This is a genomic window from Nocardia sp. NBC_01499, from assembly GCF_045040275.1.
In the GTDB taxonomy this organism is placed as follows: Bacteria; Actinomycetota; Actinomycetes; order Mycobacteriales; family Mycobacteriaceae; genus Nocardia.
The window spans coordinates 2257633-2281530 of sequence record NZ_CP109426.1 but is presented as its reverse complement, the minus strand read 5'-3'; the positions used below and the strand labels follow the sequence as shown (position 1 = coordinate 2281530).

Sequence of the window (23898 nt, the reverse complement as noted above, 5' to 3'; positions counted from 1 at the left end):
GCGTTGCGGATTTCGTGGGGTCGATGGTGTTGGCGGCGGCCGGTAGAGGTGGGCGGCGTTTGCGGGCGCGAGAGCGACTCGTGACTTGCGTGTCGATCGTGGCCGGTCTGTCGTTGACGTCTCGGAGGTCGTGTCGGCGGTGCGGTAAGAGCGAAATGTACAGCGCCGCACGACTTTTGATGTCACGCACCTGGAATTTTGGGTGCAGGGAATCAAAAGGGTGCAGCTGTCGGTAGCGTCGACGGCATGGTTTGGCGGGAGGGCGTCGTTTGATCGAGTGTGGACGGGTGTAGGTAGTCGTGGAATTGCGTCAATTGCGGTACTTCGTTGTGTTGGCGGAGGAATTGCATTTTCGGCGGGCGGCGGAGCGGTTGTTCATTTCCACGCCGACGCTCAGTCAGCAGATCAAGGTGTTGGAGCGGGAGATGGGTGGGGCGCTGCTCAGTCGGGAGCCGAGGGTCGAGTTGACGGCGGCGGGGGAGGTGTTGTTCCGCACCGGGAAGGAGGTGCTGCGGTCGGTGGATGCGGCGGTGCGGGAGACCAGGCGTGCGTCCGCCACTGGTGCGCCGGTGCTTCGCTTCGGACTGCTGAACGGTCTACCCCCTTGGCTCCCTTCACGAATCGAGGAACTGCTGCCGCCAGGGACCCGCATGGTGCTCACCGGCGGCACCACCGCCGACCAGGTTCGGTTGCTCGATGACGACGAGGTCGATCTGGCGCTCGTGCGCGCGCCCGTCGCGCTACCCGACCGCTTCGCCCAGCGGCCGGTCGCGCGTGAGAACCTCGGCGTCCTGATCTCATCGGCCCATCCACTGGCCGATTCCGCCGAGATCGACCCCACCGATCTCACCGATCAGGAACTCATCCTCTTCGCCAGAGAATCGGCCGCCGGACTCCACGACGAACTGCTGCGCGCGCTGCGGGATCGAGGCGCCCACGTCCGGCTGAGCGACAGCGCGATGGGACACGCGCAAATGTTGGCAGTGCTGCCCTTACGTCCGGACACGATCGGCCTCAGTTCGTCACGCGCCGCCGACCGCCCCGGCCTGGTCTGGCGACCACTGCACGGCGGCCCCTTGGCGGTCACCTACGCCGCGATCTGGCGCGTACCGGTCAAGAACCCGGCGGTGCGGGCGCTGGTCGACGTGCTCACCGCCGACCCCCATTGGCGGGCGACCGCCGACCCGAGCTGATTACGCTGCATGGCGGACTTTTGTGGTCACTTCGCCGCGATTTGGTGTGCCTGTCAAGAACCTGGCTGTGCGTGTGTTGGTCGCCGCCCCCCATTGGCGAGTGTCCGCCGTCTGTAGCTGATTACGCTGTGTGGCAGCAGTTTTGGGCTACCTTGTCGTGATTGGCCTGTCTGCCAGGAACCGGCTGTGCGGGCCGTTCAGCGATCCGCTCTCGGTCGAGTTGCGGGTCAGTTTGCCGTCGACGGCCACCAGCTTGGTGACCGTGGGTGGTTCGTCGACACTGACAAGCTCGACCGTGTGATCGACGCATTCGTTGTCGAGCTGACGGCCGATGTGCGGACCGAGAGGCTCTCGTTCCCGCCGACCCTCGAACTCGTCGGCCGGTGGGCATATGGCGGCCGGCGGTCTCGATTCAGCAGCGGTCTTATGTGGAACCGACTAGCCTTTTACTCGACGTCTCGACCCGATACGGCCGTATTTGACCGACTCTTCACCGCGCCCACACGATCGTCTTACAGTTCTCACAATTGTGCTGGGTAGCTTGACATTTCGATGCATGTCGACCGCCGCGTCGGCAGTTCGTGCCGCATCACCGTCGATGTACCAGCCGAACGCAAAGGACGAGCAGTTGAAACTTCGTAAGACCGGACGCGTAGCGATCGCTGGCTTGGCCGTCGTGGCCGCACTTGGCTTGACGGCCTGTGGCAGCGACGACAAGAAGGATCCGCCGAAGTCGACCACGACCAGCGCGACTGCCAACCCGGGCACGCCCGCGACTGCCAACCCGAACACGCCACCCCCGCCGACCGTCGATGAGCTGAACCTCCTGCTGCAGAAGGCGCTCGACCCAGCGGTGCCGAGCGCGGAGAAGCTCGACCTCGTGCAAGGCATCGAGGCCGACCCCGACCTGCCCAACCGCCTCGCTCAAGCGTACAAGGACGCGAACGCCAAGGCCGAGATCACCGGAGTCACCGCCTTCGGCGATTCCGTAAGTGCCCAAGGCAAATTGACGATCAACGGCACCGAGAACCCAGTGGACGTGCCCTTCGTCCTCGACGGCGGCAAGTGGAAGGTCCAGAAGTCATGGGCCTGCTCCGCCCTCACCAACCTCAACCAGCAGTCCCCCGCCTGCACCAGCTGACCCCCGCACCCCTGCTGCCCCGCCGCGCACTGAACCGTCAGCGATTCAGTGCGCGGCAAGCGAATTGGTGCGCGGCGTCGAAGTCGTAGTCGCGGAGAGGGGCGCGCTCGCAGTGTGCGCGGTCTGTCGTGCGGGGCCACGTGGGGCCTTCGTGCGGGCTGACCTGCGGCGTTAGTTTGACGCTAACGCGAATTCGATAGTGCGACATGGACACTCGATCGGTGCGGTGGTCGGGTGGAGGGATGACAGATAGCGCAACAACAACAGAACGAGTCGTCATTGTCGGCGGCAGCTCCGGTATGGGATTGGCGCTGGCCGCCGCGCTCGTGGCGGAAGGGGCGGAGGTCATCATTGCCAGCCGGTCGGCCGAGCGGCTGGCCGATGCGGAACGTACGGTGCCCGAGGGGCCGGGCACGGTGCGTTCGATCGTCGCCGATATCACCAGCGAGACTGATATCGAGCGGCTGTTCAGCGAGGTCGGTCCGATCGATCATGTGGTGACGACCGCGGTCGATGTCGAGGGTGTGTATCAGCCGATCGCGTCGTTCGACCTCGAGTTGGCTCGAAAGACCTTGGACGCCAAGCTGATCGGGCCCGCACTACTTGCCAAGCATGCACGGATTGTGCCCGGCGGTTCGCTCACCTTCACTTCGGGCATCGCCGCCTATCGCCCCGCCCCTGGCTCCTCGATCGTTGCCGCCGCCAACGGCGCCCTCGAATCCCTCGCCTACGCCCTGGCCATCGAACTCGGGCCCACCCGAGTCAACGTGGTCTCCCCGGGCTGGATCGACACCCCGATCTGGGACACCATCGCCGGTGACGCCAAAACCGAACGCCACCAACAACTTGCCGCCCGCCTCCCCGTCGGCCGCATCGGCCAACCCGCCGAAATCGCCAAGGCCATGCTCGCCGTCATGCATAACCAGTTCATCACCGGCACCGTCCTGCACGCCGACGGCGGCCATCGCCTCGTCTAGTGGCCCATGGTGGCGGCAACATCGAGAGCGCCTTTCCATGGTGCGCCACGCACGGGCCGGGAGAAGTGGATGCATAACGTGGTCAGCTCGGCGGCGGCGATTCAGGGGAGCCCGGCCAGGAGTCGACGTCGGTCCACGGGGATGGTTGGTGGGGTTGCCGACCGGGCGGCCGAAAACGTGCTGGTGGAAGTAGTCGACGGAGCTGCCGGTGATCGCGGAGACGGCGAATTCCGGTGGTAGCGACGGCCAACGGGACATGGCGGCGGCAAAGTGCGAGTGGAGCCGCCCTCATGTCCCGTTGGATGCATCTGGTTACGTGGATATGCGCATCTAACTACTAGGTGGGCAGCGCCGCTTCGAAACAAGAGAGCAAGGACGGGGGAGGGTTAGTCGAGGCGGAGCGCTGGGCGGTCGGGGTGGTCCCAGCGGGCGAAGAATGTTGGGGTAGTGGGGGTTTCGAGTAGGGCGGGGATGGTCCACTGATCTTCGGGTGGGGTGGTGCGGCGCAGAGCCGGTTCGGACATGTCGAGGCGGACGGTCAGGTCGAACCGGAGGGAGCGGGTCAGGAGCATGGGGCCCGCGATGAGCAGGACGGTGTCGGCGGGAGCGGGGCGGATGGTCGCGCGGGCCGAACGATCGGTTGCCTCGTCCCACAGGGCGGGGAGCCAGCGGCCCTCGGTGTGCAAGGCGTCGATGACCTCGCGGCGGAGCGCGTCGTAGTCGAACCAGGAAGTGCGGTAGGAGATCTCGTCGCGGCCGAATTCCACGCGCAGCGAGGCCGGGCGGACGTAGTCGTGCAGCGAAACCACCTCTGCGGGTCTACCGGTATCGCGCAATGCGGCGGCCACTCGGCGGGCGAGGTCGACGGGGTAGGCGGCGTCTGCACCGTCTATCGCGATCACTCGATGGCCGGGCATGGTGCGGACGCGCTCGATGAGACGTTCAATGAGGGCGTCCTGGGTGATCGGAACGAACTGTGGCACCGGTCCATCAGAGCAAACCGTTGGGGCGGTAGTCGTCGGCGGTGTGGGTGCGGACGTGTTTGTCGTGCGGTGGTTCTCGGCGGTGTGTGCGGGGAGGCGTGTTCGTCGGACGGCGGTTGTGCGGTTGGACGGGCGTTGGTCGCGCGGTGTGTGTGCGGACAAGTGTTCGTCGCGTGGTGGTTGTTGGCGGATCGCGGCAGATCGGTGCGGTGTTTGTCGGCGAAGCGCGTGTTTGTCGGTGCGTGCGGTCGCATGGTCTATCGCGCGCTGTGCGTCGGCGAAGTTGGTGTTCGTCGTGCGGTGTTTGTCGCGGTGTGGGTAGGGACGCGTGTTCGTTGCGCGGTGCTTATCGGCGGTGTGCGGCTGCGTGTTCGTCGCGGGGTGGTCGTCCGAGGAGTGCGGCAGATCGGCGTGAAGCACAGCCCTCGTCACCGGGGTCAGGCGGCCGAGACCGGAATCCATTGCTGGGCGATCACCTGACGGCCGAGGAGGAGCCGGACGGCGTGGCGCGTTAATCTCAGCCCATGGCGACAATCGAAGAGGCGCTGGAGATAGAGCGGCTCGAGCGCGACATCTTCCGTGGAGCGTCCACGAAGACTCAGCTTCCGCGCACGTTCGGCGGACAGGTTGCCGGCCAGGCGCTGGTGTCGGCGGTGCGGACGGTCGAAGCGCGGTATCAGGTGCATTCGCTGCACGGATACTTCCTGCGGCCGGGCAACCCGGACCAGCCGACGGTGTATCTCGTCGAGCGGATCAGGGACGGTCGTTCGTTCTGCACCCGGCGGGTCACCGGCGTGCAGGACGGTCAGGCGATCTTCACGATGTCGGCGTCGTTCCACCTCGGTGACGAGGGCCCGGAACATCAGGACGTGATGCCCGCGGTGCAGCCGCCCGACGAGCTCCCCGACGCCAGCACCACGCTGAGCCCGGAACGCCTGTGGGCGATGCGCGAGTGGGAGCACTGGGATATCCGCACGGTGCCGCAGGACCAGGTGGCTCGCCGCGAGGGCGTCGTCTCCCAACAGCAGGTGTGGTTCCGCTACCGGCATCCGCTGCCCGACGACCCGCTGTTCCACGTCTGCACCCTCGCCTACATGAGCGATATGACCCTGCTCGGCTCGTCGAAGGTGACCCACCCGGATGAGAAAACCCAGAACGCCTCGCTCGACCACGCGATGTGGTTCCTGCGCCCCTTCCGCGCCGACGACTGGCTTCTCTACGACCAGGCCTCCCCGTCCGCGGGTTTCGGCCGCGCCCTCACCGGCGGCAAGATCTTCAACCGCGAAGGTCAGCTCGTCGCAGCGGTAGTGCAGGAAGGCCTCATCCGCAATCTCCGCGACTGAGCGAAGGTTTTGTCGACCGCGGTGGTGTGGGTGTGGCCGACTCACACCACCGCGGCCGCCTGAATTCGTTCAGGCTTTCAGCCCACCTGGACGCGCAGGTGGCAGACCACTGTGTCGGTCATTCGGCGCAGGACGCGTTCGAGTTCGTCGCTGCGGTGGCTGGGTAGGACGCGGTTCCAGCCGACCGGGGGGTCGACCTCGGCGATGACGACGACCTTGCGGCGGCCCTCGAAGTTCTCCCTGACGTAGCGCGCCACCGGCCCGCCGACCGTCGCGTCGCTGTCTTCGAGCAGCACAAGGCGCACCTCGGGATGCCACGCCTCCCAAGCCTTGGTGAACGCCTTGACCGACTCGCCGGGCAGGCAAACATGCACCGCGACAACGTCTTTGCCGATCGACAGCGCCGCAGACAGCGCCTCGCAGCTCAAGTCGGAGACCTCGGACACCGGCACCACGATGACGGCGTCGCGCGGCCGAGGCGGCGGCGGTACCTCGTCGGACCGGCGGAACGCGCCGATCTTGCCGTAGGTGTCGCGAATTCGTTCCATCCCGACCACGAGCACGGGCAGGATCAGCACGATCAGCCAGGCGCCCTCGGTGAATTTCATTGCGGTGGTGACGATCGCGGCGACGAAGGTGAGCACCGCGCCGAACCCGTTGAGCGCCATCCGCCAACGCCAGCCCGAGGTCTTGGCGATCAGCCAGTGTCGAACCATACCGACCTGCGCGATGGTGAATCCGACGAACACCCCGATCGCGAACAGCGGAACCAGCGCGTTCATATTGCCGTTCGCGCCGATCAGCAGCACACCCGCGGCGATGGCGAGGGTCAGCACGCCGTACCGGTACACCTCGCGCGGCGAGCGCACCGCGAACCGATGCGGCAGGCAGTTGTCGTCGGCGAGGATCTTGGTCAGCGTCGGCAACCCGCCGTACGAGGTGTTGGCGGCCAGCGCCAGCAGCACAACGGTCGCGAATTGGACGACGTAGTAACCGATTCCGTGTCCGAGCGCCGCCTCGGTCAACTGCGAGAGCACCGTGGTGCCATCGATCGGATGCACCTCGAACTTCTCGATCAGCAACGCGAGCCCGATCAGCATGACACCGAGCAGCGCACCGAGTGCGACCTCGGCACGTTGCGCGCGAACAACTTTCGGCGCCTCGAAGCTCGGCACCGCGTTCGCGATCGCCTCGACGCCGGTCAACGCGGCACACCCGCTGGAGAATGCCTTGAGCAGCAACAGAACTCCGACCGTGTGCATGTCGAGCACGGTCGCGGTGCCTTCGCTGACACTCGCGGGTTCCGAACGCAGCAGTCCCGCGATGATCACCGTGCAGATGCCGACCACGAAGATGACGGTCGGCACCATGAACGCGCGCGCACTCTCGGTGATGCCGAGCAGATTCAACGCCGTGATGCCAACCAGAATCGCGACGCACAACCACACCGTGTACGGAAGCAACGCGGGAAACGCCGAGGTGAGCGCCGCGACACCGGCGGCGATCGACACCGCGACGTTCAGCACATAGTCGATGATCAGCGAGGCGGCGGCGGTCAAACTGGTGCGATGCCCGAGGTGCGCTTTGGCCACCGCGTACGCACCGCCACCGTTCGGGAACGCCGCGATCACCTGCCGATACGAGGCGACGAGCACCGCGAGCACCGCGGCGATCGCCAGCGTCACCGGCAGGGTCAGGCCGAGCCCGGCACCGCCTGCGGTGGCAAGCACCAGCACGATGGCCTCGGGACCGTAGGACACCGAGGCCATCGCGTCGAGGGAAAGTCCCGCCAATCCGGTCGGCACGGTGAGGCCCCGGCGGGGACGGACAGTATTGGGCTCTCCACGCGGCGCGGGGACCTTACGCGGCAACACAGCTATCACTCTGTGAGTGTCGACCTGTTTCGGGCCGACCGACCCTCTCGTTGACGGAACCCTGACGGAGACCGTGAGCAGGCCCACACCGCGGCGGCTCGTAAACTTTCCGACGTGAACGCTTCCCCGGTCGCCGCACCCGCCGCCGACCTCGCGCCGACCGGCCCGACCATCGGCGTGCTCGCCCTGCAGGGCGATGTGCGGGAACACATCGCCGCCCTGGCCCACTGCGGCGCCGAACCCGTGCTGGTCCGGCGCGCGTCCGAGCTGGCCTCGGTGGACGCGCTGATACTGCCCGGCGGCGAATCGACCGCCATCAGCAAACTGCTCGAGGTCTTCGAACTGCTCGAGCCACTGCGCGCGCGACTGCGAGATGGCATGCCCGCCTTCGGTTCCTGCGCTGGCATGATCCTGCTCGCCGACGAGGTGCTCGACACCAGGCCCGACGCGAAGCACCTGTCCGGCATCGATATGACGGTGCGCCGCAACGCCTTCGGACGACAGGTCGACTCCTTCGAGGTCGACCTCGACTTCGAAGGACTCGACGACGGCCCGATGCGCGCGGTGTTCATCCGGGCACCGTGGGTGGAGCGCGTCGGTGATGGCGTCGAGGTGCTCGCGACGGTGCCCGACGGACCGTTCGCCGGCCGCATTGTGGCAGTGCGGCAAGGGAACGTGCTCGCGACGTCGTTCCACCCGGAGGTCACCGGCGATCTTCGCGTGCACCGGATGTTCGTGGACCTGGTCCGGGACGCGTAGTTCACGCGCCGTTCAGACCGCGATGACCGGCCGAGTAGGCTGGAGAAGTTGTCCGTCCGGCCGGGCCGGTACGGTACACATCACCAAACGTGCCATCGACCTGAAGGAAGTAGGGAATGAGCGGCCACTCCAAATGGGCCACCACCAAGCACAAGAAGGCGGGGATCGACGCCAAGCGTGGCAAGCTCTTCGCCAAGTTGATCAAGAACATCGAGGTGGCGGCCCGCACGGGTGGCAGTGACCCCGGCGGCAACCCGACGCTCTACGACGCCATCCAAAAGGCGAAGAAGTCGTCGGTGCCCAACGACAACATCGAACGTGCCCGCAAGCGCGGCGGCGGTGAAGAGGCCGGTGGCGCCGACTGGCAGACCATCATGTACGAGGGTTACGGCCCCAACGGTGTCGCGGTGCTCATCGAGTGCCTCACCGACAACCGCAACCGCGCCGCGGGCGAGGTGCGCGTCGCGATGACCCGCAACGGCGGCAACATGGCCGACCCCGGCTCGGTGTCCTACCTGTTCCACCGCAAGGGCGTCGTGACGCTGGAGAAGAACGGCCTGTCCGAGGACGACGTCCTGATGGCCGTGCTCGACGCGGGTGCCGAGGAGGTCAGCGACCTCGGTGATTCCTTCGAGATCATCAGCGACCCGAGCGACCTGATCCCGGTGCGTAAAGCGCTGCAGGCCGCCGGAATCGACTACGACTCCGCCGAATCCGGCTTCCAGCCCTCGGTCTCGGTCGAGGTCGACGCCGACGGTGCCCGCAAGGTGATCAAGCTGGTCGACGCGCTCGAAGACAGCGACGACGTGCAGAACGTGTACACCAACGTCGACATCTCCGACGAGATTCTGGCCCAGCTCGACGAGTGACGGGCAGAACTCCGCCGCATCTGATGGTCGACATCTCAGGCGAGATCCTCGCGCAGCTAGACGACTAGTCCGGCAGGTTCTCGTAGTACTGCTTCATCGAGGGGTAGTAGTCCTCGAAATCGGGGCGGTCCGCACCAGTGCGGGCCGCCCTTAGTGCGTTGATGTGTCGAAGCGCGCGATCCAGTCGGCGAGCTCGGTGAGCGGCGCCGGATCGAGCACGTAGTACCGCTGCCTGCCGATGAGTTCGTCACGCGCCAGGCCGCTTTCGCGCAGCACCCGCAGATGCCTGCTCACTGCGGGCCTGCTGATCTCGAACCGCGCCGCGATCTCACCCGCGGTGAGCCGGGTCCCGCACAGCAGCGTCAGGATCTGCCGCCGTACCGGATCGGCGATCGCGCCCGCTACTTCGTCCACCCGGAAAGTGTAACCAAGTGGTTACGCTTTTGTTCATGGTTGCCAGCTGTTCCCTGGCGACCAAAGGGAAGGCGGCCGGTCGATGATCCGACCGGCCGCACAGGACGATTATTCGCGCGTCACTTCGGGAGCTCGGTCCGGCTGGACCACTCGTAAACACGCAACCGCCCCTCCGGGGTGTCCTTCTCCTTGCGGGTCACCTTGAAGTGTTCGTAACCACCCTTGAACGGGACTTTCAACTCGATCCCCGGCGGGGTGATGGGAACGATTCGCGCGGGCATGTCTTTCGGCCCGCCCTCGAGGACAGCCTTCACAACAGTGCTCATCATCGGATGGTAGAAGCGTGACCGCCCCGATTTCGCGGATTCACCGAAGCGCCGCGCGGAAAAAGTTTCGGTGTCAGGGCACAGTGACAACCAGTTTGCCGACGGTACGACCGGTGTCGCCCAACGCATGCGCCTTCGCGGCCTCCGTCAGCGGGAAGGTGCCTGCGATCGTCGGACGCAACTTGCCGGATTCGACGAGCCCGGCGAGCGCGACCATGCCCGCGTGGTCGTCCTCCACCAGCAGGCGCTGCGCGCGCACGCCGAGCTTGTTCGCTTCCGCCGCCAGATCGACATCGCCGAACGGGCGCAACGTGACGAGCAGGCCGCCAGGACGCAGCGTGCGCAGTGAGCGGATGCTGTTGTCGTCATCGATCACATCAAGCACCACGTCCACGTCGCGGACCGCCTCGGCGAAGTCGACTGTGCGGTAATCGATCACTTCGTCCGCGCCGAGGTCGCGCAGGAAATCGTGATTGGGCGCGCTGGCCGTGCCGATGACGTAAGCACCGTGCGCCTTGGCGATCTGGACCGCGAAATGCCCGACCCCGCCCGCCGCCGCGTGGATCAACACCCGCTGACCTGATTGCAATTCGGCCGTGTCGATCAGCACCTGCCAGGCGGTGAGTGCGGCAAGCGGGATCGCGGCGGCCTGCACATGATCCAGGCTCGTGGGTTTGCGGGCGAAGGCGCGCGCCGGTCCGACGACGTATTCGGCCAGTGCGCCATGGCCGTTCGGGTAGGGGAGCATGCCGAAGACCTCGTCGCCGGGGTGGAACAGGGTGACGCCGATGCCGGTTTCGGCGACCTCGCCGGAGACGTCCCAGCCGAGCACGAAAGGCGGCGGGGGCAGGAAGACGCCCGCGATGGCCCGGTGCTTCCAGTCGGTCGGGTTGAGTCCTGCCGCACGCACTCGGACCAGAATCTCGCCCGGACCTGGCACGGGCCGGGGTAGTTGCACTTCGGTGAGGACCTCGGGGCCGCCAAGGATGTCCTGACTGATCGCGCGCATGTTTTCACTCATTGCACCGAGTTTGCCGTTCCTGCTCTTGGCAGGAAATGGCACAATTGCCATTCTTCGATATGATCGTGCCATGACGTCTTCGGTTCATCGGATCGCGGTGCTTGCCCTCGACGGGGTGTACCCGTTCGAGCTCGGTATCCCGAACCGAGTGTTCGGTAGTGCGGGTGGTCGCTACGAGGTCCGCACCTGCTCGCTCGACGGCGAGCCGGTGCGCACCGTCGCGGACTACTCGATTGCCGTCGCGCACGACAGCAGCATCATCGACACCGCCGACACCGTGATCCTGCCCGCCTGCGACGTCGCGATGACCCTCGACGGCGACCTGCCCAAGCCGGTGCGCGACGCGCTCGCCCGGATCCGGCCCGATGCCAGGCTCGTCGCGATCTGCACCGGCGCGTTCGTCGCGGCGGCCGCCGGTCTGCTCGACGGTCGCCCCGCGACCACGCATTGGCATGAGGCCGACCTCTTCCGGCGCACATTTCCGCGAGTTCGCCTCGACCCCGACGTGCTGTATGTCGACGACGAAGACATCCTCACCTCCGCGGGTGCGGCGGCCGGTATCGATGTTTGCCTGCACCTTGTGCGCCGCGACCACGGCAGCGCGGTCGCCAATGCTGTGGCCAGGCGTTGCGTCATACCGCCGTGGCGCGACGGCGGCCAAGCTCAGTACATCGAGCAGCCGGTCCCGCCGTTGACCTCGGCCGGAACCGCCGTCGCGCGGCAATGGGCACTGGAGAACCTGCACCTGCCACTCACCGTCGACGAACTCGCCATCCAGGCTCGAATGAGCAAGCGCACCTTCGCCCGCCGCTTCAGCGATGAGGTCGGTATGAGCCCAGGCCGCTGGCTGATCCAGCAGCGCCTGTTCCGCGCCCGCCACCTCCTCGAATCGACGGACATGACGGTCGACCGGATCGCGGGCGAGGTCGGCTTCGCCACCGGCACCTCCTTACGCCAGCACCTACACGAGGCGATCGGCGTCTCACCCCAGGCCTACCGCCGCACCTTCACGCGCAAACTCTCGCCCGCGTAACGACGAAGGAGCCGTCCACGGCCAACGGGACCTGGTGGCGGCAAAGTGCGAGTGCGGCCGCCACCATGTCCCGTTGGTCAGGTGGCGTTGGGGGTGGGGAGGCCGAGGCGGGCGACGATCCACGGCAGTGACGAGGTGAAGGCCGCCGACGCGAATTGCCAGGTGTGGCCGCCCTGGGTGGTGTGGATGGTGCAGTCGATGCCGACCTGCCGGCCCTGATCGCACAGCTTTTGCGCGGCGCCGACCTCGCCGGAGTTCATGAAGCCGTCGTGGCCGCCCATTCCGGCGGTATCGTCGTCCGCGACCTGCGGTGGACGACCGTGCGGCGCGGCATTGCCGGTCGGGTTGCGGCGCTGTGGCGGCGTGAGGTCGTCGAAAAGCCCTGCGACACCGGTGTATTGGCCGTGCTTGGCCATGACGGTGAGCGGGTCGAACGCGGCCCACTGGTCGGCGTTGCCGCCGAAGAGGCGGGTGATGGTTTGTTCTTTGGTGCCCGAATCAGGGCCGATGTCACCGGCTATATCGACGAAGGTGTGCATCAGTTCTGGATGCATGACGGCGAGATCGACGGCGCAGGTGCCGCCCATGGACCAGCCGACCACCGCCCACTGCGCGGGGTCGGCGGAGGCGGCGAAGCGAGATTCGAGGTAGCTCGGCACATCCCGGGTCAGGTGGTCGGCGGCGTCGCCGCGCGGGCCGTTCACGCATTCGGTGTCGTTGTTGAAGGCGCCGCTGGAGTCGACGAAGACGAGGATCGGGGCGCGACCACCGTTGGCGGCGGTGAACTGGTCGACGGCGGGCATGATCTGGCCGCTGCGGATCCAGTCGGCGGGCGTGTTGAACTCACCGGCGATCATCATCACCACGGGCAACGTGGGCGGGGTCGGCCCGGCGAACCACGCGGGCGGCAGATACACGTACTCGGTGCGATGCGGAAAACCGCTGCCCGAGTCGGGAATCTGGACCGGCACGATCTTGCCGGTCGACACGTCGGTATTGCGCAATCCACCCAACGCGTCGATATCGGTCTGGTTCGGCAACGGACCGGCGGTGAGCGCACTCCACGCGGACTCGGCGGTGGGGTAGTAGCCGACCCACTGGTTGAGCACGAGACCGGTACTGAGCAGGGTCAACGGAATCGCGAGCACCGCGACCCCGCGCCGCCACCAGGACGCGCCCCGCCAGCCGAGCACCGCGACGGCAAGCGCGCCGACCGTTCCGCCGACACAGGCCCACAGCTGCGCGGGCGCGGGATCGGACGCCAACCCCTGATTGGACACATACCACCGCGTGACCAGCGCCCCGATGACGCCGATCAGCACGCACACCGGCACCTGAATCACCCACCACCGCCGCGTTCTTCGCGCGACCGCGACGAGCAGCACGACCACCGCGACGATCTCGACGGTCAACGGCAGCCACCCATGCAACAGGGAGATCCCATGATGAAAGGTGTTCTGATAGTTCGGATTCAGATTCGCCGACGGCAACTGCGGGGCCGGTGGTGGCACCGGGATCGCGGGCGCGGCAAACGGCACTCCAAGGGCAGACACCTACGGCATTGTCGACACCGTTCCTCGAGGCAGCCTGTGAATCGGCTCCAGCCAACCTGTGTGCTGCGCGGTCGGCTGGTCGAGAGTCTCGGTGAGCCAGGTCATTTCCGAAACTTGTCGGTGGGCGGTGGCATAGTCGGGGTCGTGTCGTTCAGTACGCGTATCGAAGTCCGGGTGTCCGATCTTGATCCGCAGCTCCATGTCACCGGCGCGGCCTATCACCAGTTCGCCGACCACTCGCGCTTCGCCTGCGTCGAGGCCGCGGGCATCTCGGTCGGCGAGTTGATCGCGGACGGGTTCGGACCGGTCAATCTGGAGACGACGATCAAATTCCACCGCGAGCTACGCGGTGGCGACTCGGTCGACGTGTCCTGCGTATGGCTATGGGGGACCGGCAAGACCTACCGCGTCGAACAGATCCTGACCCGCGCCGACGGGGAGGTGGCCGCCACGGTGATCCACGTCAGCGGCCTGCTCGACCTGCGGGCCAGACGTCTGGTCAGCGATCCGGCGCGGGAGTGGGCGGCACGTGCCAGTAAACCGGAACTGCTCGGCCTACCGGCGACGCCGTAAGCGCCCGGCACACCCCGTGTCGCTGGACGGTGAACGACCCGCCCTCCGCTAAACTCTCGAACAGTTGTTCGTCTCTGTGAGAGGGGATTTCGTGCGGGTCATGGGCGTCGACCCCGGGCTCACCCGGTGCGGCCTCAGCATCGTCGAGGGCGGGATCGGCCGCAAGGTCACCGCGATCGCCGTCGACGTGGTCCGCACCCCGCCCGACATGGACCTCGCGCAGCGACTACTGCAGGTTTCCGATGCCGCCGAATTGTGGCTGGACACCCACAAACCAGGGGCCGTCGCGATCGAACGAGTCTTCGCCCAGCACAATGTGCGTACCGCGATGGGCACCGCGCAGGCGGGCGGGGTGATCGCGCTCGCGGCCGCGCGCCGCGGCATACCGGTCGCGTTCCACACGCCGAGCGAGGTGAAGGCCGCGGTGACCGGCAACGGCACCGCGGACAAGGCGCAGGTCACGGCGATGGTCACCCGGATACTCGGGCTGCAGGTCGCACCGAAACCCGCCGACGCGGCGGATGCGCTCGCGCTGGCCATCTGCCATTGTTGGCGGGCGCCACTGATGGAACGGATGGCCAAGGCCGAAGCCCAAGCGGCCGAGGCGCAACGCAAGTACGCGGAACGGCTTGCCGAACAACGGAAGGCGGTAAAGAGGTGATCGCGTCGGTACGCGGTGAGGTGCTGGAAATCGCCCTCGACCACACGGTGATCGAGGCGGCGGGCATCGGCTACCGACTCAATGTCACCCCGGCCACGCTAGCCACGCTGACCCGCGGCGAGGAAACCCGGCTGTATACGGCGATGATCGTCCGCGAGGACTCGATGACGCTGTTCGGCTTCGCCGACACCGAGGCCCGCGACCTGTTCGGCCTGCTGCAAACGGTGTCCGGCGTCGGCCCCCGCCTTGCCATGGCCGTCCTCGCGGTGCTGGAGCCCGAGGCGCTGCGCAAGGCGCTCGCCGAAAGCAATGTCGCCGCGCTCACCAGGGTCCCCGGCATCGGCAAGCGTGGTGCCGAACGCATGGTGGTCGAGCTGCGCGACAAGGTGAATCTTGTTCCGGTGCAAGCCGGTCCGCCCGGCGCCGCCACCCCGGTCATCACGCCGGTGCGCGACCAGGTGGTCGAGGCGCTCATCGGCCTCGGTTTCCCGACCAAACAGGCCGAGCAGGCCATCGACTCCGTCCTCGCCGAACAGCCAGCCGCCAACACCTCCGTCGGGCTGCGCGCCGCACTCAACCTGCTCGGCAAGAATCGGTAGCACGGCATGGATCACGAAGAAGAAGTAGACGAATCCCAGGTCACACCAAGCTATTTGAAGTCAGACGGTGAGATCGAGGCCAGCCTGCGCCCGAAGTCGCTCGACGACTTCATCGGCCAGCCCCGCGTGCGCGAGCAGCTGGCGCTGGTGCTGCGCGGTGCCAAACAGCGCGGCGGCACACCGGATCACGTGCTGCTGTCCGGGCCGCCCGGCCTCGGCAAGACCAGCATGGCGATGATCATCGCGGGCGAACTCGGCACCGCGCTGCGCATCACCTCCGGCCCCGCGCTGGAACGCGCGGGCGACCTCGCGGCCATGCTCAGCAACCTGGTCGACGGTGACGTGCTGTTCATCGACGAGATCCACCGGATCGCCCGCCCCGCCGAGGAAATGCTGTACCTGGCGATGGAGGACTTCCGCGTCGACGTGGTCGTCGGCAAAGGCCCTGGCGCGACCTCGATTCCGCTCGATATCGCCCCGTTCACGCTGGTCGGCGCGACGACAAGGTCCGGTGCGCTGACCGGTCCGCTGCGCGACCGCTTCGGCTTCACCGGGCACATGGACTTCTACGACCCCGCCGAGCTGCTGCTCATCATCCTGCGTTCGGCGCAGATCCTCGGCGTGCAGATCGACCGCGAGGCCGCCGCCGAGATCGCCAGCCGGTCCCGTGGCACGCCACGCATCGCGAACCGATTGCTGCGCCGCGTCCGCGACTACGCCGAGGTCCGCGCCGACGGCATCGTCACCCTGCCCATCGCGCAGGCCGCACTCGAGGTGTACGACGTCGACGTGCTCGGCCTCGACCGCCTGGACCGCGCCGTATTGGCCGCGCTGGTGCGCAGTTTCGGCGGCGGCCCGGTCGGCGTCTCCACCCTCGCGGTGGCCGTGGGGGAGGAGGCCGCCACCGTCGAGGAGGTATGCGAGCCATTCCTCGTCCGCGCGGGCATGGTCGCCCGCACACCCCGCGGCCGCGTCGCCACCGCCGCCGCCTGGGAACACCTCGGCCTCGTCCCACCCCCCGACCTGGTCTTCGGCTCCATCGAAGTCCGAGGCCGCGAACCCCAACCCACCCTCGACCTCCTCGAGTGAGATCGCGTCTCGAGGCGAGTCACATGGTGCCTGTCGAAGATCGATCAGCAACCATACGACTCGCCTCGATAGGCACCCCTGTCGCCGACTGCTGTTCTCGAACCCATGTCAGGGGCTTTCGTCTCGAGGCGAGTCATATGGTCGTTGTTGGAGATCATCTGGCGACCGTATGACTCGCGTCGACGGGTGGTGTTGTGTCGCAGCGTTACTTGGTGGCTGCCGGTGCAGTGTCTCCCGGCGGCGCTGATGCTCGGCATGCGGCAGCACCTCGACCGCTGGATTCGGGGATGCGGCCGGATGGTCTGCTGTACTCGACCTCATGTGAACGCGGCATCGAGGCGAGTCATATGGTCGCTGTTGGAGATCATCTGGCGACCATATGACTCGCGTCGACGGGTGATGTTGTGTCGCAGCGCTACTCGGTGGCGTCGCGGTGCAGGGTCCAGCGGTGGTGCTGGTGTTCGGCGTGCTGGAGTGCGGTGACCACCAGGTCCAGGAAGGCGTCGACCTCGTCGCGTTGGTAGCCGCGGGTGCCGAGGCGCGCGCCGGTGAAGCGCACCGAGCGCACATCCGTGACGGTCAGGCTGCCGGGGCCGCCGTGTGCGAGGGTCGCGGCGACCAGGTCGAGGAACGCGTCGACTTCGTCTTCGTGGTATCCGCGATGACCGACCGGTGACAGCGTGAACCGCATCCGCCGCACGTCATCGGGGGTCAGCATCGACTGCCCGTTGCCCGACGGTGCCGGCCGCGCACCGCGCTGCCGGATCTCCAGCTCGACGCGCACCTGATCCAGATACTCGTCGACCTGATCCGCGCGATAGCCGCGCCCACCGGGCCGGGGCGCGCCGAAGGTGACGTGCCGCAGATCGTCGGCGGCGAGGGCGCCCCGTCCGGCCATGGTGGCGGCGACGAGGTCGAGGAAGGCGTCCACCTCGTCCGCGTGATAACCACGCTGCCCGAATGGTGGTGTCGCGAAACTGATTCGGCTCACATCCTCGGGGGTCACGGGCGACATTGTGTCAGGCCCGGTGCGCTGGTCCGTCGGAATGTGCGTTTTTCGTACTCCCTGGTCTCTTGCGACCACGAGCGCCCCCTGGCGGACACGTCGGAATTGTTCTCTCACCTTAACGCCGCCAAGGCCGTCAGGGGGCTTATCGATTTGCTCAATCCTTGCGGACACCGTCGATCAGCAGCCGCCGAATGGCCTCGTTGAGACCCTGGATGGACCCGGCGTCGGTGTCGCGCAAGCCGTGCACAATACCGGCGAGCAGCATGCCGGTGACCGCCCGCGCGGTATTGACCGTATCCAAATCCGCTCGCAGATAACCGAGTTCGACGCCGTGGTCGAGATACCCGGCGGTGAGCGCATCGGCCATGTCGAGCAGGCCGTAGAGGCGCGCGGTCAGCTCCTCGTCGATGCCGGGTGCGTGCACGAGCAGCAGCTGGGCGACCCGGCGGTCGTCCATCAGGATGTGCGTCAGCGCCTGGCCGATCCGGTCGGTCTGTGCGCGGTATTCGTCGAGCGTGGTCGCGGCGTCGGGGGCGTTCTCGGTGCCGAGGGTGTCGATGATCTTGGCCGACAGGTCGTCGATGACGTGGTCGATGATGTCGCGCTTGTTGCTGAAGTAGCGGTAGAAGGTGCCGTGCCCGATGCCGAGGTGACCGGCGATATCGGCGATCCCGGTGCCGTGATAGCCCTTCTCCGAGAAGCAGACGAAGGCGGTGTCGATGATTTCCTGGCGGAGCTCGGCTTTGCGCCGCTCGGCACGCGTCAATGGCTTCGTCACGCCCTCGATGATACAGTCGTCACAAGCGGAATGATGTGTCATTCTGTGATAGACGGTTCACATACCTGGAGGTTCGGAGTGGCGCCTCAGTACGACGCGGTCGTGGTCGGTGCGGGATTCGGTGGCATGGGGGCGGGCATCGAGCTCGATCGGCTCGGCCTGAGCAATTACGTGATCCTCGATCGCGAGAGCGATCTCGGCGGCACCTGGCACGTCAACCATTACCCCGGCCTCGCGGTCGACATCGCCTCGGTCACCTATTCGTATTCCTTCGAGCCGAACCCGTATTGGACGCGACTGTTCGCGCCGGGTGCGGAGCTGAAGAAGTACGCGGGCCATATCGCCGACAAATACGGCCTGCGCCGCCGCATGCGCTTCGGCACCGTGGTCGACGGCGCCCGCTGGGACGAGGAGCACCAGCAGTGGGTGGTGTCGGTCGCGGGCGGTGAAACCCTCACTGGCCGTTACCTTCTCACCGCGACGGGCTTCCTTTCCCAGCCCTACACCCCGCCGTTCCCCGGCATCGACTCGTTCGCGGGCAAGATCATCCACACCACCGCGTGGGAGGACGATTTCGACCTCACCGGTCGCAAGGCGGCGATCATCGGCACCGGCGCCACCGCCGTGCAGCTGGTGCCCGAGGTGGCCAAGAAGGCGCAGGCGCTCACCGTCTTCCAGCGCACCCCGATCTGGGTGGTGCCCAAGATCGACACCGCCATCCCGAAGCCGGTGCAGAAGCTGTTCGACCGGGTGCCTGCCACCCAGAAGGCGGCCCGGCTGTTCAACACCAGCCTGCTCGAGGCGCTCATGGTGGTCGGCGTGTTGCACTACACCCAGGCCAAGCCGTTGAACAAGGCCGCGGGCATCCTCGCCAAGGCGCATCTGCGTACTTCGGTGCGGGACAAGGAAACTCGCAAGCAGCTCACCCCGCACTACGACTTCGGCTGCAAGCGCCCCACCTTCTCCAACGCCTACTTCCGCACGTTCAACAAGCCGAACGTGCGGCTGGAGACCAACTCGATCGATCACATCGAGGCCGACGGCATCGTCACCGCCGACGGGCACAAGACCGAGATCGACACGCTAATCCTGGCCACCGGATTCAACCTGTGGGACGTGAACTTCCCGGCCATCGAGATCATCGGCCGCGACGGCGTCAATCTCGGAAAGTTCTGGCGGGACAACCGTTTCCAGGCCTACGAGGGCATCACCGTGCCGAAGTTCCCGAACTTCCTCAGCCTCAACAGCCCGTACTCCTACAGCGGCCTGTCCTACTTCACCACCATCGAGGCGCAGATGAAGCACATGGGACGGCTCTTCGGTGAGCTGTTCCGGCGCGGCGAGGACACCTTCGAGGTGACCGAGGCGGCCAACGCGGGCTTCCTGGACCGGGTCACCGACAAGCTCGGCACCTCGGTCTTCTACGGCGGCGACTGCTCCACCGCGCGCAGCTACTACTTCAACCCGCACGGCGAGGCCGCGCTGCTGCGCCCGACCAGCACCCTCAACGCCCACCGCGAGGCGGTCAGCTTCCCGCTCGACGACTACGTGTACGGAAAGTCGGCCTGAGCCACGACGCCCCGTTGCGCGAGCCCCGCCGGATACGCCCCGGCGGGGCTCGCCATTTTCCTACTTGGCGATCTTGCGCAGCACCCACTCCGCGAGCATCGGTGTCACCATCGAGTGCTCGGTATTGGTTGCGTTGCAACAGAATTCGGTGAGCGCGGTCTGCTCGGCGGTCACCTTGCGCAGATCCTTGTCGAGCTCGACCTCCCAGGTCATCGGGTCGAAGTCCAACGCGATCGCGCTGACCGACGGAACGAAGCAACTCCAGCGCTTCGCCTCCTCCATATCGATGCCGAGCGTGGTGGCGACCTGCCCGAACGAGTCGAGCATCCCGCCGGGTGCGCCGTCGAACGGTGCCACCCCGGTGGTCGTCGTGGTGCGCGCGGTCAGCCCCAAATGCATCCCGCCGACCGACTGCTTGTCGCCGAACGCCGGTTGGTAGCGCGCGGTGGCGCTGCCGACCATGCCGCCGAGGAACTTCTTGTCGAAGGCGATCTCCCCGGCGGGCAGCGCTGGCCCCTGCCCGTCGCCGCGACCGTTAGCGACACCGAGCCGGACCGGTCGCTGCGGGAACCCACCCAAATCGGCCATCTCCTGGACGAATTGGGCGCGCAGCGGCGACGCGGTGGCGACCGGACCCGAATACCGCGCGTCCTCCACCCAGGCCCACAGCAGCTGCTGGGCCGCGGGGCTGCGGATCAGGCTGGCCTTGCTTGCCTTACCCGGCGTGCCCGTCTCGAAGAACTCGAAGAAGTACGCCATCTGCTGCAGGACCAGCGGAATCCACGCCCCGTTGTGCGGCGAATCCCAGGACAGATAGGTCCCGGTCTGGTGATCCTCGTCGGCACGCTCCATCGCGGCGAGCGCGTGCCGGGTGATCAGGCCGCCCATGCTCACGCCGCCGACGATCAGCGGCCGTTTGCCCTGCTGCTCGGCGATGACCTTGCCAATGCAGGCCCGCGCCACGCCCGAGTTGACCTGGATGTAGTCGTGCCGGGCGTCGAAACCGAGCAACACGATGTCGATGCCGGCGGCGAGCAACTGGTCGAACAGGCGCTCACCCGCGTCGGAATACGGGTGGTTGAACCACTGCCACAGCGCGTCGAGGTCGCTCGGCCCGTAGTTGAAACCGTCGGCGAAGATCATCGGGTTGACCAGCCGTTCGTGCCCGCTCGCCAGATGCACCTCCGCCGTGCCCTTGCCGTATTTGCCAAGGTAGGAGTGCTCGGACACGAGCGGCCACTGGTAGTCCGGGTGCCGGGCCGGTTCGCCGTTCCTGGCGACCGGCGTGCCGAACCAGGCGCCCGATTCGGCCATCCGCGCCAGGTCGTAGAGCGCGGGCGCGGACAGATCCCCTGCGGCTTTCTGGAGCAGTGTTTTAACGTCGATTCTGGCTTCCTTGGCCATCATCGTTCCCCTTTGTGAAGGCACAGAAGGTCCCGAGACACGGCTCGAAGATCGATGAGTTCGTGCGAAGATCAGGCTCCCCGGCAACGCCGTCGGGACGTCCTGCGCTGATGAATTCCCTGCGATTTCTACTGTAGGCCAACGGAATTCGTTACGGACGGGTTTCCGGCCGGAGAATTTCCTGGCAAACCGACCGGGCTCTTCGGACTCCGGTGATCGCCGCGAATTCGCCGTGCGATATGGCCGACGGGCACATTCGCGCTCCCCAGCAGGTGTGCCGGTGTGGCGGCGGAGACACGAACTGGCAGACTGTCTGGGTACATACCCATCCCACCCACAAGACTAGGGACTGACTTCGACGATGGAACTTCTGTTTCCGCTGCTGCTGGTAGCCCTGCTCGTGCCGATGTTCCTCGGCGTCCGCCGTCAGAAGCGGGAAGCCGCCAAGGTCACCGACATGCAGGAAACCCTCAAGGCGGGCGATCAGGTCATCACCACGTCGGGGCTGTACGGCACCGTCGTCGATCTCGACGACACCACGGTTGATCTCGAGATCGCCGAGGAGGTCGTCACGACGTGGCTGCGCGCGGCCATCCGCGAGGTCCGCGTCGAGACCACGGTCGCCGACGAGGCCGACGCCGACACGATCGCGGTCGACGCGCCCGCTGCCGACACCAACGGCGCGCACGTGGCCGACACCAACGGCGCGAACGTGGCCGACGCGGTCGAGGAATCCGCCGCGCAGACCGAGACCCGGCTGACCAAGGACTGATGTCCGTTCGGCGTGCCCACGCGCCGGATGCCGCCGCGACCGAGGCCAAACGGCCGACGCCGCGGCGGTGCCCGATCCGCGGGCCCCGTCGCTCACGCCACTACTGTCCGCACCCGGCGTCGCTGGTGTGTGCCTGCCTGTTCCACTCTCGACTTCCCGCCTAGGAGATGACGTACTGTGCCACCTTCCCAGGGATCGGCGCATCCGCTCCGGCTGCTCGGTGTTTACGCCGCGCTGCTGGCCGTGATCTATGCGCTGGTGTTCTTCACCGGTGACAAATCCTCGACACCACGGCTCGGCATCGACCTCCAGGGTGGTACCCGGGTCACGCTGACCGCTCGCACCCCGGACGGCGGAAGGCCGAACCAGGACAGCCTGAAAAAGGCGCAGGACATCATCGAGAACCGGGTCAACGGTCTCGGCGTCGCCGGGTCCGAGGTCGTCATCGACGGCGACAACCTGGTGATCACGGTGCCCGGTGACGACGGGCAGCAGGCGCGCGCGCTGGCGACCACCGCCAAGCTGTACATCCGTCCGGTGCTGACCGCCGTGCCCGCCGCCCAGCGCGGCCAGGCGCAGCAGCCGCCGCCGGGTGCGGTACCGCCACCGGCTTCGGGCGACGGGGCCCCGCCCGCCGCGGGTGAGGTCGCGCCGCCGGTGCCGGGTGAGGGAGCGCCTTCGGTCGGTGCGCCCGCCTCGGGCGGCCAGCCCGCGCCTCCCGCCTCGGAGCCGGCACCGCAGCAGCGTGTGTTCCCGGCTCAGGGCCCGACCCAGCCGCCGACGCCGACCCAGCCGCCAACGCCGACACAGCCGCCCGCCGAGCCGAACAACCTCACGCCGCAGGAACAGGCGACCAAGGACATCCAGGACGCCAAGGCCATCCGGCAGAGCTCCGATCAGAGCATCCAGCAGGCCGCGATGGCCACGCTCGACTGCAGCAAGCCGGACCCGTTGCAGGGCAACGACGATCCGAACCTGCCGCTGGTCGCCTGCTCCACCGACGGCCAGGAGATTCTGCTGCTCGACAAGAGCCGCATCGACGGTCAGGAGATCAAGAGCGCGAGCTCGGGCCTGAACACCCAGCAGGCGCGACACGAGGTGTACCTCGAGTTCAAGTCCGGCGGTAGCGACGCGTGGGCCCAGCTCACCGGCGAATACGTCAACAAGCGGGTCGCCTTCGTGCTCGACACCAAGGTGGTCAGCGCGCCGACCGTGCAGCAGGGTCCGCAGCAGGGTGGCCGCACCCAGATCTCGGGTAACTTCACCGCGGCCTCGGCCAAGGAACTGGCGAACACGCTGAAGTACGGTTCGCTGCCGCTGTCGTTCCAGACCTCCGAGGCCGAGACGGTGTCGGCGACGCTGGGGCTCTCCTCGCTGAAGGCGGGTCTGCTCGCCGGTGCGATCGGCCTGGCCGTGGTGCTGGTCTACTGCCTCGCCTACTACCGGATGCTCGGGTTCGTCACCGGATTCTCGCTGGTGGCTTCGGGTTTCGCGGTCTACGGCATCATGGTGTTGCTCGGCAGATGGATCGGGTTCACCCTCGACCTCGCCGGTATCGCCGGTCTGATCATCGGTATCGGTATGACCGCCGACTCGTTCGTGGTGTTCTTCGAACGTATCAAGGACGAGATGCGTGAGGGCCGCAGCTTCCGTTCCGCGGCTCCGCGTGGCTGGCAGCGGGCCCGCCGGACCATTCTGTCCGGCAACGCGGTCAGCTTCATCGCCGCCGCGGTGCTCTACATCCTCGCGGTCGGACAGGTGCGTGGCTTCGCGTTCACCCTCGGCCTCACCACCATCCTCGACGTCGTCGTGGTGTTCCTGGTGACCTCGCCGCTGGTCTTGCTCGCCTCACGCACGAACTACTGGGCCAAACCGTCGGTGAATGGGCTCGGTGCGATCCAGCAGGTCGCGCGCGAGCGGAAGGCGGCCGAGGCCGCACTCGGGAAGGCGTGAACGAG

23 protein-coding genes are annotated in these 23898 nt (G+C 66.9%); 14 read left to right on the top strand and 9 right to left on the bottom strand.

Features of this window, described 5'->3' with window-relative positions:
- The first annotated feature begins 299 nt into the window (after nucleotides 1-299).
- From OG203_RS10360 to OG203_RS10350, 3 genes are all read left to right on the top strand, one after another.
- Nucleotides 300-1193, top strand: a complete 894-nt coding sequence (locus OG203_RS10360; protein WP_405165463.1) for a LysR family transcriptional regulator — start codon at nucleotides 300-302, stop codon at nucleotides 1191-1193.
- A gap of 628 nt (nucleotides 1194-1821) precedes the next feature.
- Nucleotides 1822-2334, top strand: coding sequence for a hypothetical protein (locus OG203_RS10355; RefSeq protein WP_405165462.1), 513 nt, complete (start codon nucleotides 1822-1824; stop codon nucleotides 2332-2334).
- Nucleotides 2335-2576: 242 nt separating this feature from the next.
- Nucleotides 2577-3311, top strand: coding sequence for an SDR family oxidoreductase (locus tag OG203_RS10350; protein ID WP_405165461.1), 735 nt, complete (start codon nucleotides 2577-2579; stop codon nucleotides 3309-3311).
- A 386-nt stretch (nucleotides 3312-3697) separates the two neighbouring features.
- Here OG203_RS10350 and OG203_RS10345 read toward each other — a convergent pair whose 3' ends face one another.
- Nucleotides 3698-4294 (bottom strand): hypothetical protein, encoded by a 597-nt coding sequence (locus OG203_RS10345; protein ID WP_405165460.1) that lies wholly within the window; start codon nucleotides 4292-4294, stop codon nucleotides 3698-3700.
- A 524-nt stretch (nucleotides 4295-4818) separates the two neighbouring features.
- Between OG203_RS10345 and OG203_RS10340 the strand changes: the two genes are divergently transcribed.
- Nucleotides 4819-5637 (top strand): acyl-CoA thioesterase, encoded by an 819-nt coding sequence (locus OG203_RS10340; RefSeq protein WP_405165459.1) that lies wholly within the window; start codon nucleotides 4819-4821, stop codon nucleotides 5635-5637.
- Between the two features lie 77 nt (nucleotides 5638-5714).
- Here OG203_RS10340 and OG203_RS10335 read toward each other — a convergent pair whose 3' ends face one another.
- Nucleotides 5715-7406: an APC family permease gene (locus OG203_RS10335; RefSeq protein ID WP_405167819.1), complete on the bottom strand. Its 1692-nt coding sequence runs from the start codon at nucleotides 7404-7406 to the stop codon at nucleotides 5715-5717.
- A 219-nt stretch (nucleotides 7407-7625) separates the two neighbouring features.
- On the opposite strand from OG203_RS10335, the gene pdxT reads away from it, so the two are divergent.
- Nucleotides 7626-8270 carry a pyridoxal 5'-phosphate synthase glutaminase subunit PdxT gene (pdxT, locus tag OG203_RS10330; RefSeq protein ID WP_405165458.1) on the top strand — a complete coding sequence of 215 codons (645 nt, stop codon included), beginning with the start codon at nucleotides 7626-7628 and terminating at the stop codon, nucleotides 8268-8270.
- 116 nt (nucleotides 8271-8386) lie between these two features.
- Entirely contained in the window at nucleotides 8387-9139 is a 753-nt protein-coding gene (locus tag OG203_RS10325) for a YebC/PmpR family DNA-binding transcriptional regulator (protein WP_405165457.1), read from the top strand.
- A gap of 150 nt (nucleotides 9140-9289) precedes the next feature.
- On the opposite strand, the gene OG203_RS10320 is transcribed toward OG203_RS10325, so the two are convergent.
- From OG203_RS10320 to OG203_RS10310, 3 genes are all read right to left on the bottom strand, one after another.
- Nucleotides 9290-9553: a metalloregulator ArsR/SmtB family transcription factor gene (locus OG203_RS10320; RefSeq protein WP_405165456.1), complete on the bottom strand. Its 264-nt coding sequence runs from the start codon at nucleotides 9551-9553 to the stop codon at nucleotides 9290-9292.
- Nucleotides 9554-9672: 119 nt separating this feature from the next.
- Nucleotides 9673-9879 (bottom strand): DUF5988 family protein, encoded by a 207-nt coding sequence (locus OG203_RS10315; protein WP_150406073.1) that lies wholly within the window; start codon nucleotides 9877-9879, stop codon nucleotides 9673-9675.
- Between the two features lie 73 nt (nucleotides 9880-9952).
- Entirely contained in the window at nucleotides 9953-10900 is a 948-nt protein-coding gene (locus OG203_RS10310) for an NADP-dependent oxidoreductase (RefSeq protein ID WP_405165455.1), read from the bottom strand.
- A gap of 70 nt (nucleotides 10901-10970) precedes the next feature.
- On the opposite strand from OG203_RS10310, the gene OG203_RS10305 reads away from it, so the two are divergent.
- Nucleotides 10971-11933, top strand: coding sequence for a GlxA family transcriptional regulator (locus OG203_RS10305; RefSeq protein ID WP_405165454.1), 963 nt, complete (start codon nucleotides 10971-10973; stop codon nucleotides 11931-11933).
- Between the two features lie 77 nt (nucleotides 11934-12010).
- Here OG203_RS10305 and OG203_RS10300 read toward each other — a convergent pair whose 3' ends face one another.
- Complete coding sequence (locus OG203_RS10300) at nucleotides 12011-13486, bottom strand: alpha/beta hydrolase (protein ID WP_405165453.1); 1476 nt, start codon at nucleotides 13484-13486, stop codon at nucleotides 12011-12013.
- Between the two features lie 144 nt (nucleotides 13487-13630).
- On the opposite strand from OG203_RS10300, the gene OG203_RS10295 reads away from it, so the two are divergent.
- The 4 genes from OG203_RS10295 to ruvB all read left to right on the top strand — a co-directional run bounded on the left by OG203_RS10295 (nucleotide 13631) and on the right by ruvB (nucleotide 16408).
- Nucleotides 13631-14059, top strand: coding sequence for an acyl-CoA thioesterase (locus OG203_RS10295; protein ID WP_405165452.1), 429 nt, complete (start codon nucleotides 13631-13633; stop codon nucleotides 14057-14059).
- A 91-nt stretch (nucleotides 14060-14150) separates the two neighbouring features.
- Nucleotides 14151-14720, top strand: coding sequence for a crossover junction endodeoxyribonuclease RuvC (gene ruvC / locus OG203_RS10290; protein WP_405165451.1), 570 nt, complete (start codon nucleotides 14151-14153; stop codon nucleotides 14718-14720).
- Nucleotides 14717-15319 carry a Holliday junction branch migration protein RuvA gene (gene ruvA / locus OG203_RS10285; protein ID WP_405165450.1) on the top strand — a complete coding sequence of 201 codons (603 nt, stop codon included), beginning with the start codon at nucleotides 14717-14719 and terminating at the stop codon, nucleotides 15317-15319. The genes ruvC and ruvA overlap by 4 nt, the downstream gene beginning before the upstream one ends.
- A 6-nt stretch (nucleotides 15320-15325) precedes the next feature.
- Nucleotides 15326-16408, top strand: a complete 1083-nt coding sequence (gene ruvB, locus OG203_RS10280; protein ID WP_405165449.1) for a Holliday junction branch migration DNA helicase RuvB — start codon at nucleotides 15326-15328, stop codon at nucleotides 16406-16408.
- A 415-nt stretch (nucleotides 16409-16823) separates the two neighbouring features.
- Here ruvB and OG203_RS10275 read toward each other — a convergent pair whose 3' ends face one another.
- Together OG203_RS10275 and OG203_RS10270 are read right to left on the bottom strand one after the other, a co-directional pair.
- Nucleotides 16824-17423, bottom strand: coding sequence for a DivIVA domain-containing protein (locus tag OG203_RS10275; RefSeq protein ID WP_405165448.1), 600 nt, complete (start codon nucleotides 17421-17423; stop codon nucleotides 16824-16826).
- A 148-nt stretch (nucleotides 17424-17571) separates the two neighbouring features.
- Complete coding sequence (locus OG203_RS10270) at nucleotides 17572-18237, bottom strand: TetR/AcrR family transcriptional regulator (protein ID WP_405165447.1); 666 nt, start codon at nucleotides 18235-18237, stop codon at nucleotides 17572-17574.
- Between the two features lie 36 nt (nucleotides 18238-18273).
- On the opposite strand from OG203_RS10270, the gene OG203_RS10265 reads away from it, so the two are divergent.
- On the top strand, nucleotides 18274-19764 hold the full coding sequence (locus OG203_RS10265) for a flavin-containing monooxygenase (protein WP_405165446.1): 1491 nt from the start codon (nucleotides 18274-18276) through the stop codon (nucleotides 19762-19764).
- Between the two features lie 60 nt (nucleotides 19765-19824).
- On the opposite strand, the gene OG203_RS10260 is transcribed toward OG203_RS10265, so the two are convergent.
- On the bottom strand, nucleotides 19825-21171 hold the full coding sequence (locus OG203_RS10260; RefSeq protein ID WP_405165445.1) for a hypothetical protein: 1347 nt from the start codon (nucleotides 21169-21171) through the stop codon (nucleotides 19825-19827).
- 358 nt (nucleotides 21172-21529) lie between these two features.
- Here OG203_RS10260 and yajC point away from each other — a divergent pair, with 358 nt between their 5' ends.
- Together yajC and secD are read left to right on the top strand one after the other, a co-directional pair.
- Nucleotides 21530-21940, top strand: coding sequence for a preprotein translocase subunit YajC (gene yajC / locus OG203_RS10255; RefSeq protein ID WP_405165444.1), 411 nt, complete (start codon nucleotides 21530-21532; stop codon nucleotides 21938-21940).
- A 177-nt stretch (nucleotides 21941-22117) separates the two neighbouring features.
- The gene (gene secD, locus OG203_RS10250; protein ID WP_405165443.1) at nucleotides 22118-23893 is read left to right on the top strand and encodes a protein translocase subunit SecD; all 1776 of its coding nucleotides are present in this window, start codon (nucleotides 22118-22120) and stop codon (nucleotides 23891-23893) included.
- The last annotated feature ends 5 nt before the right edge of the window (nucleotides 23894-23898 follow it).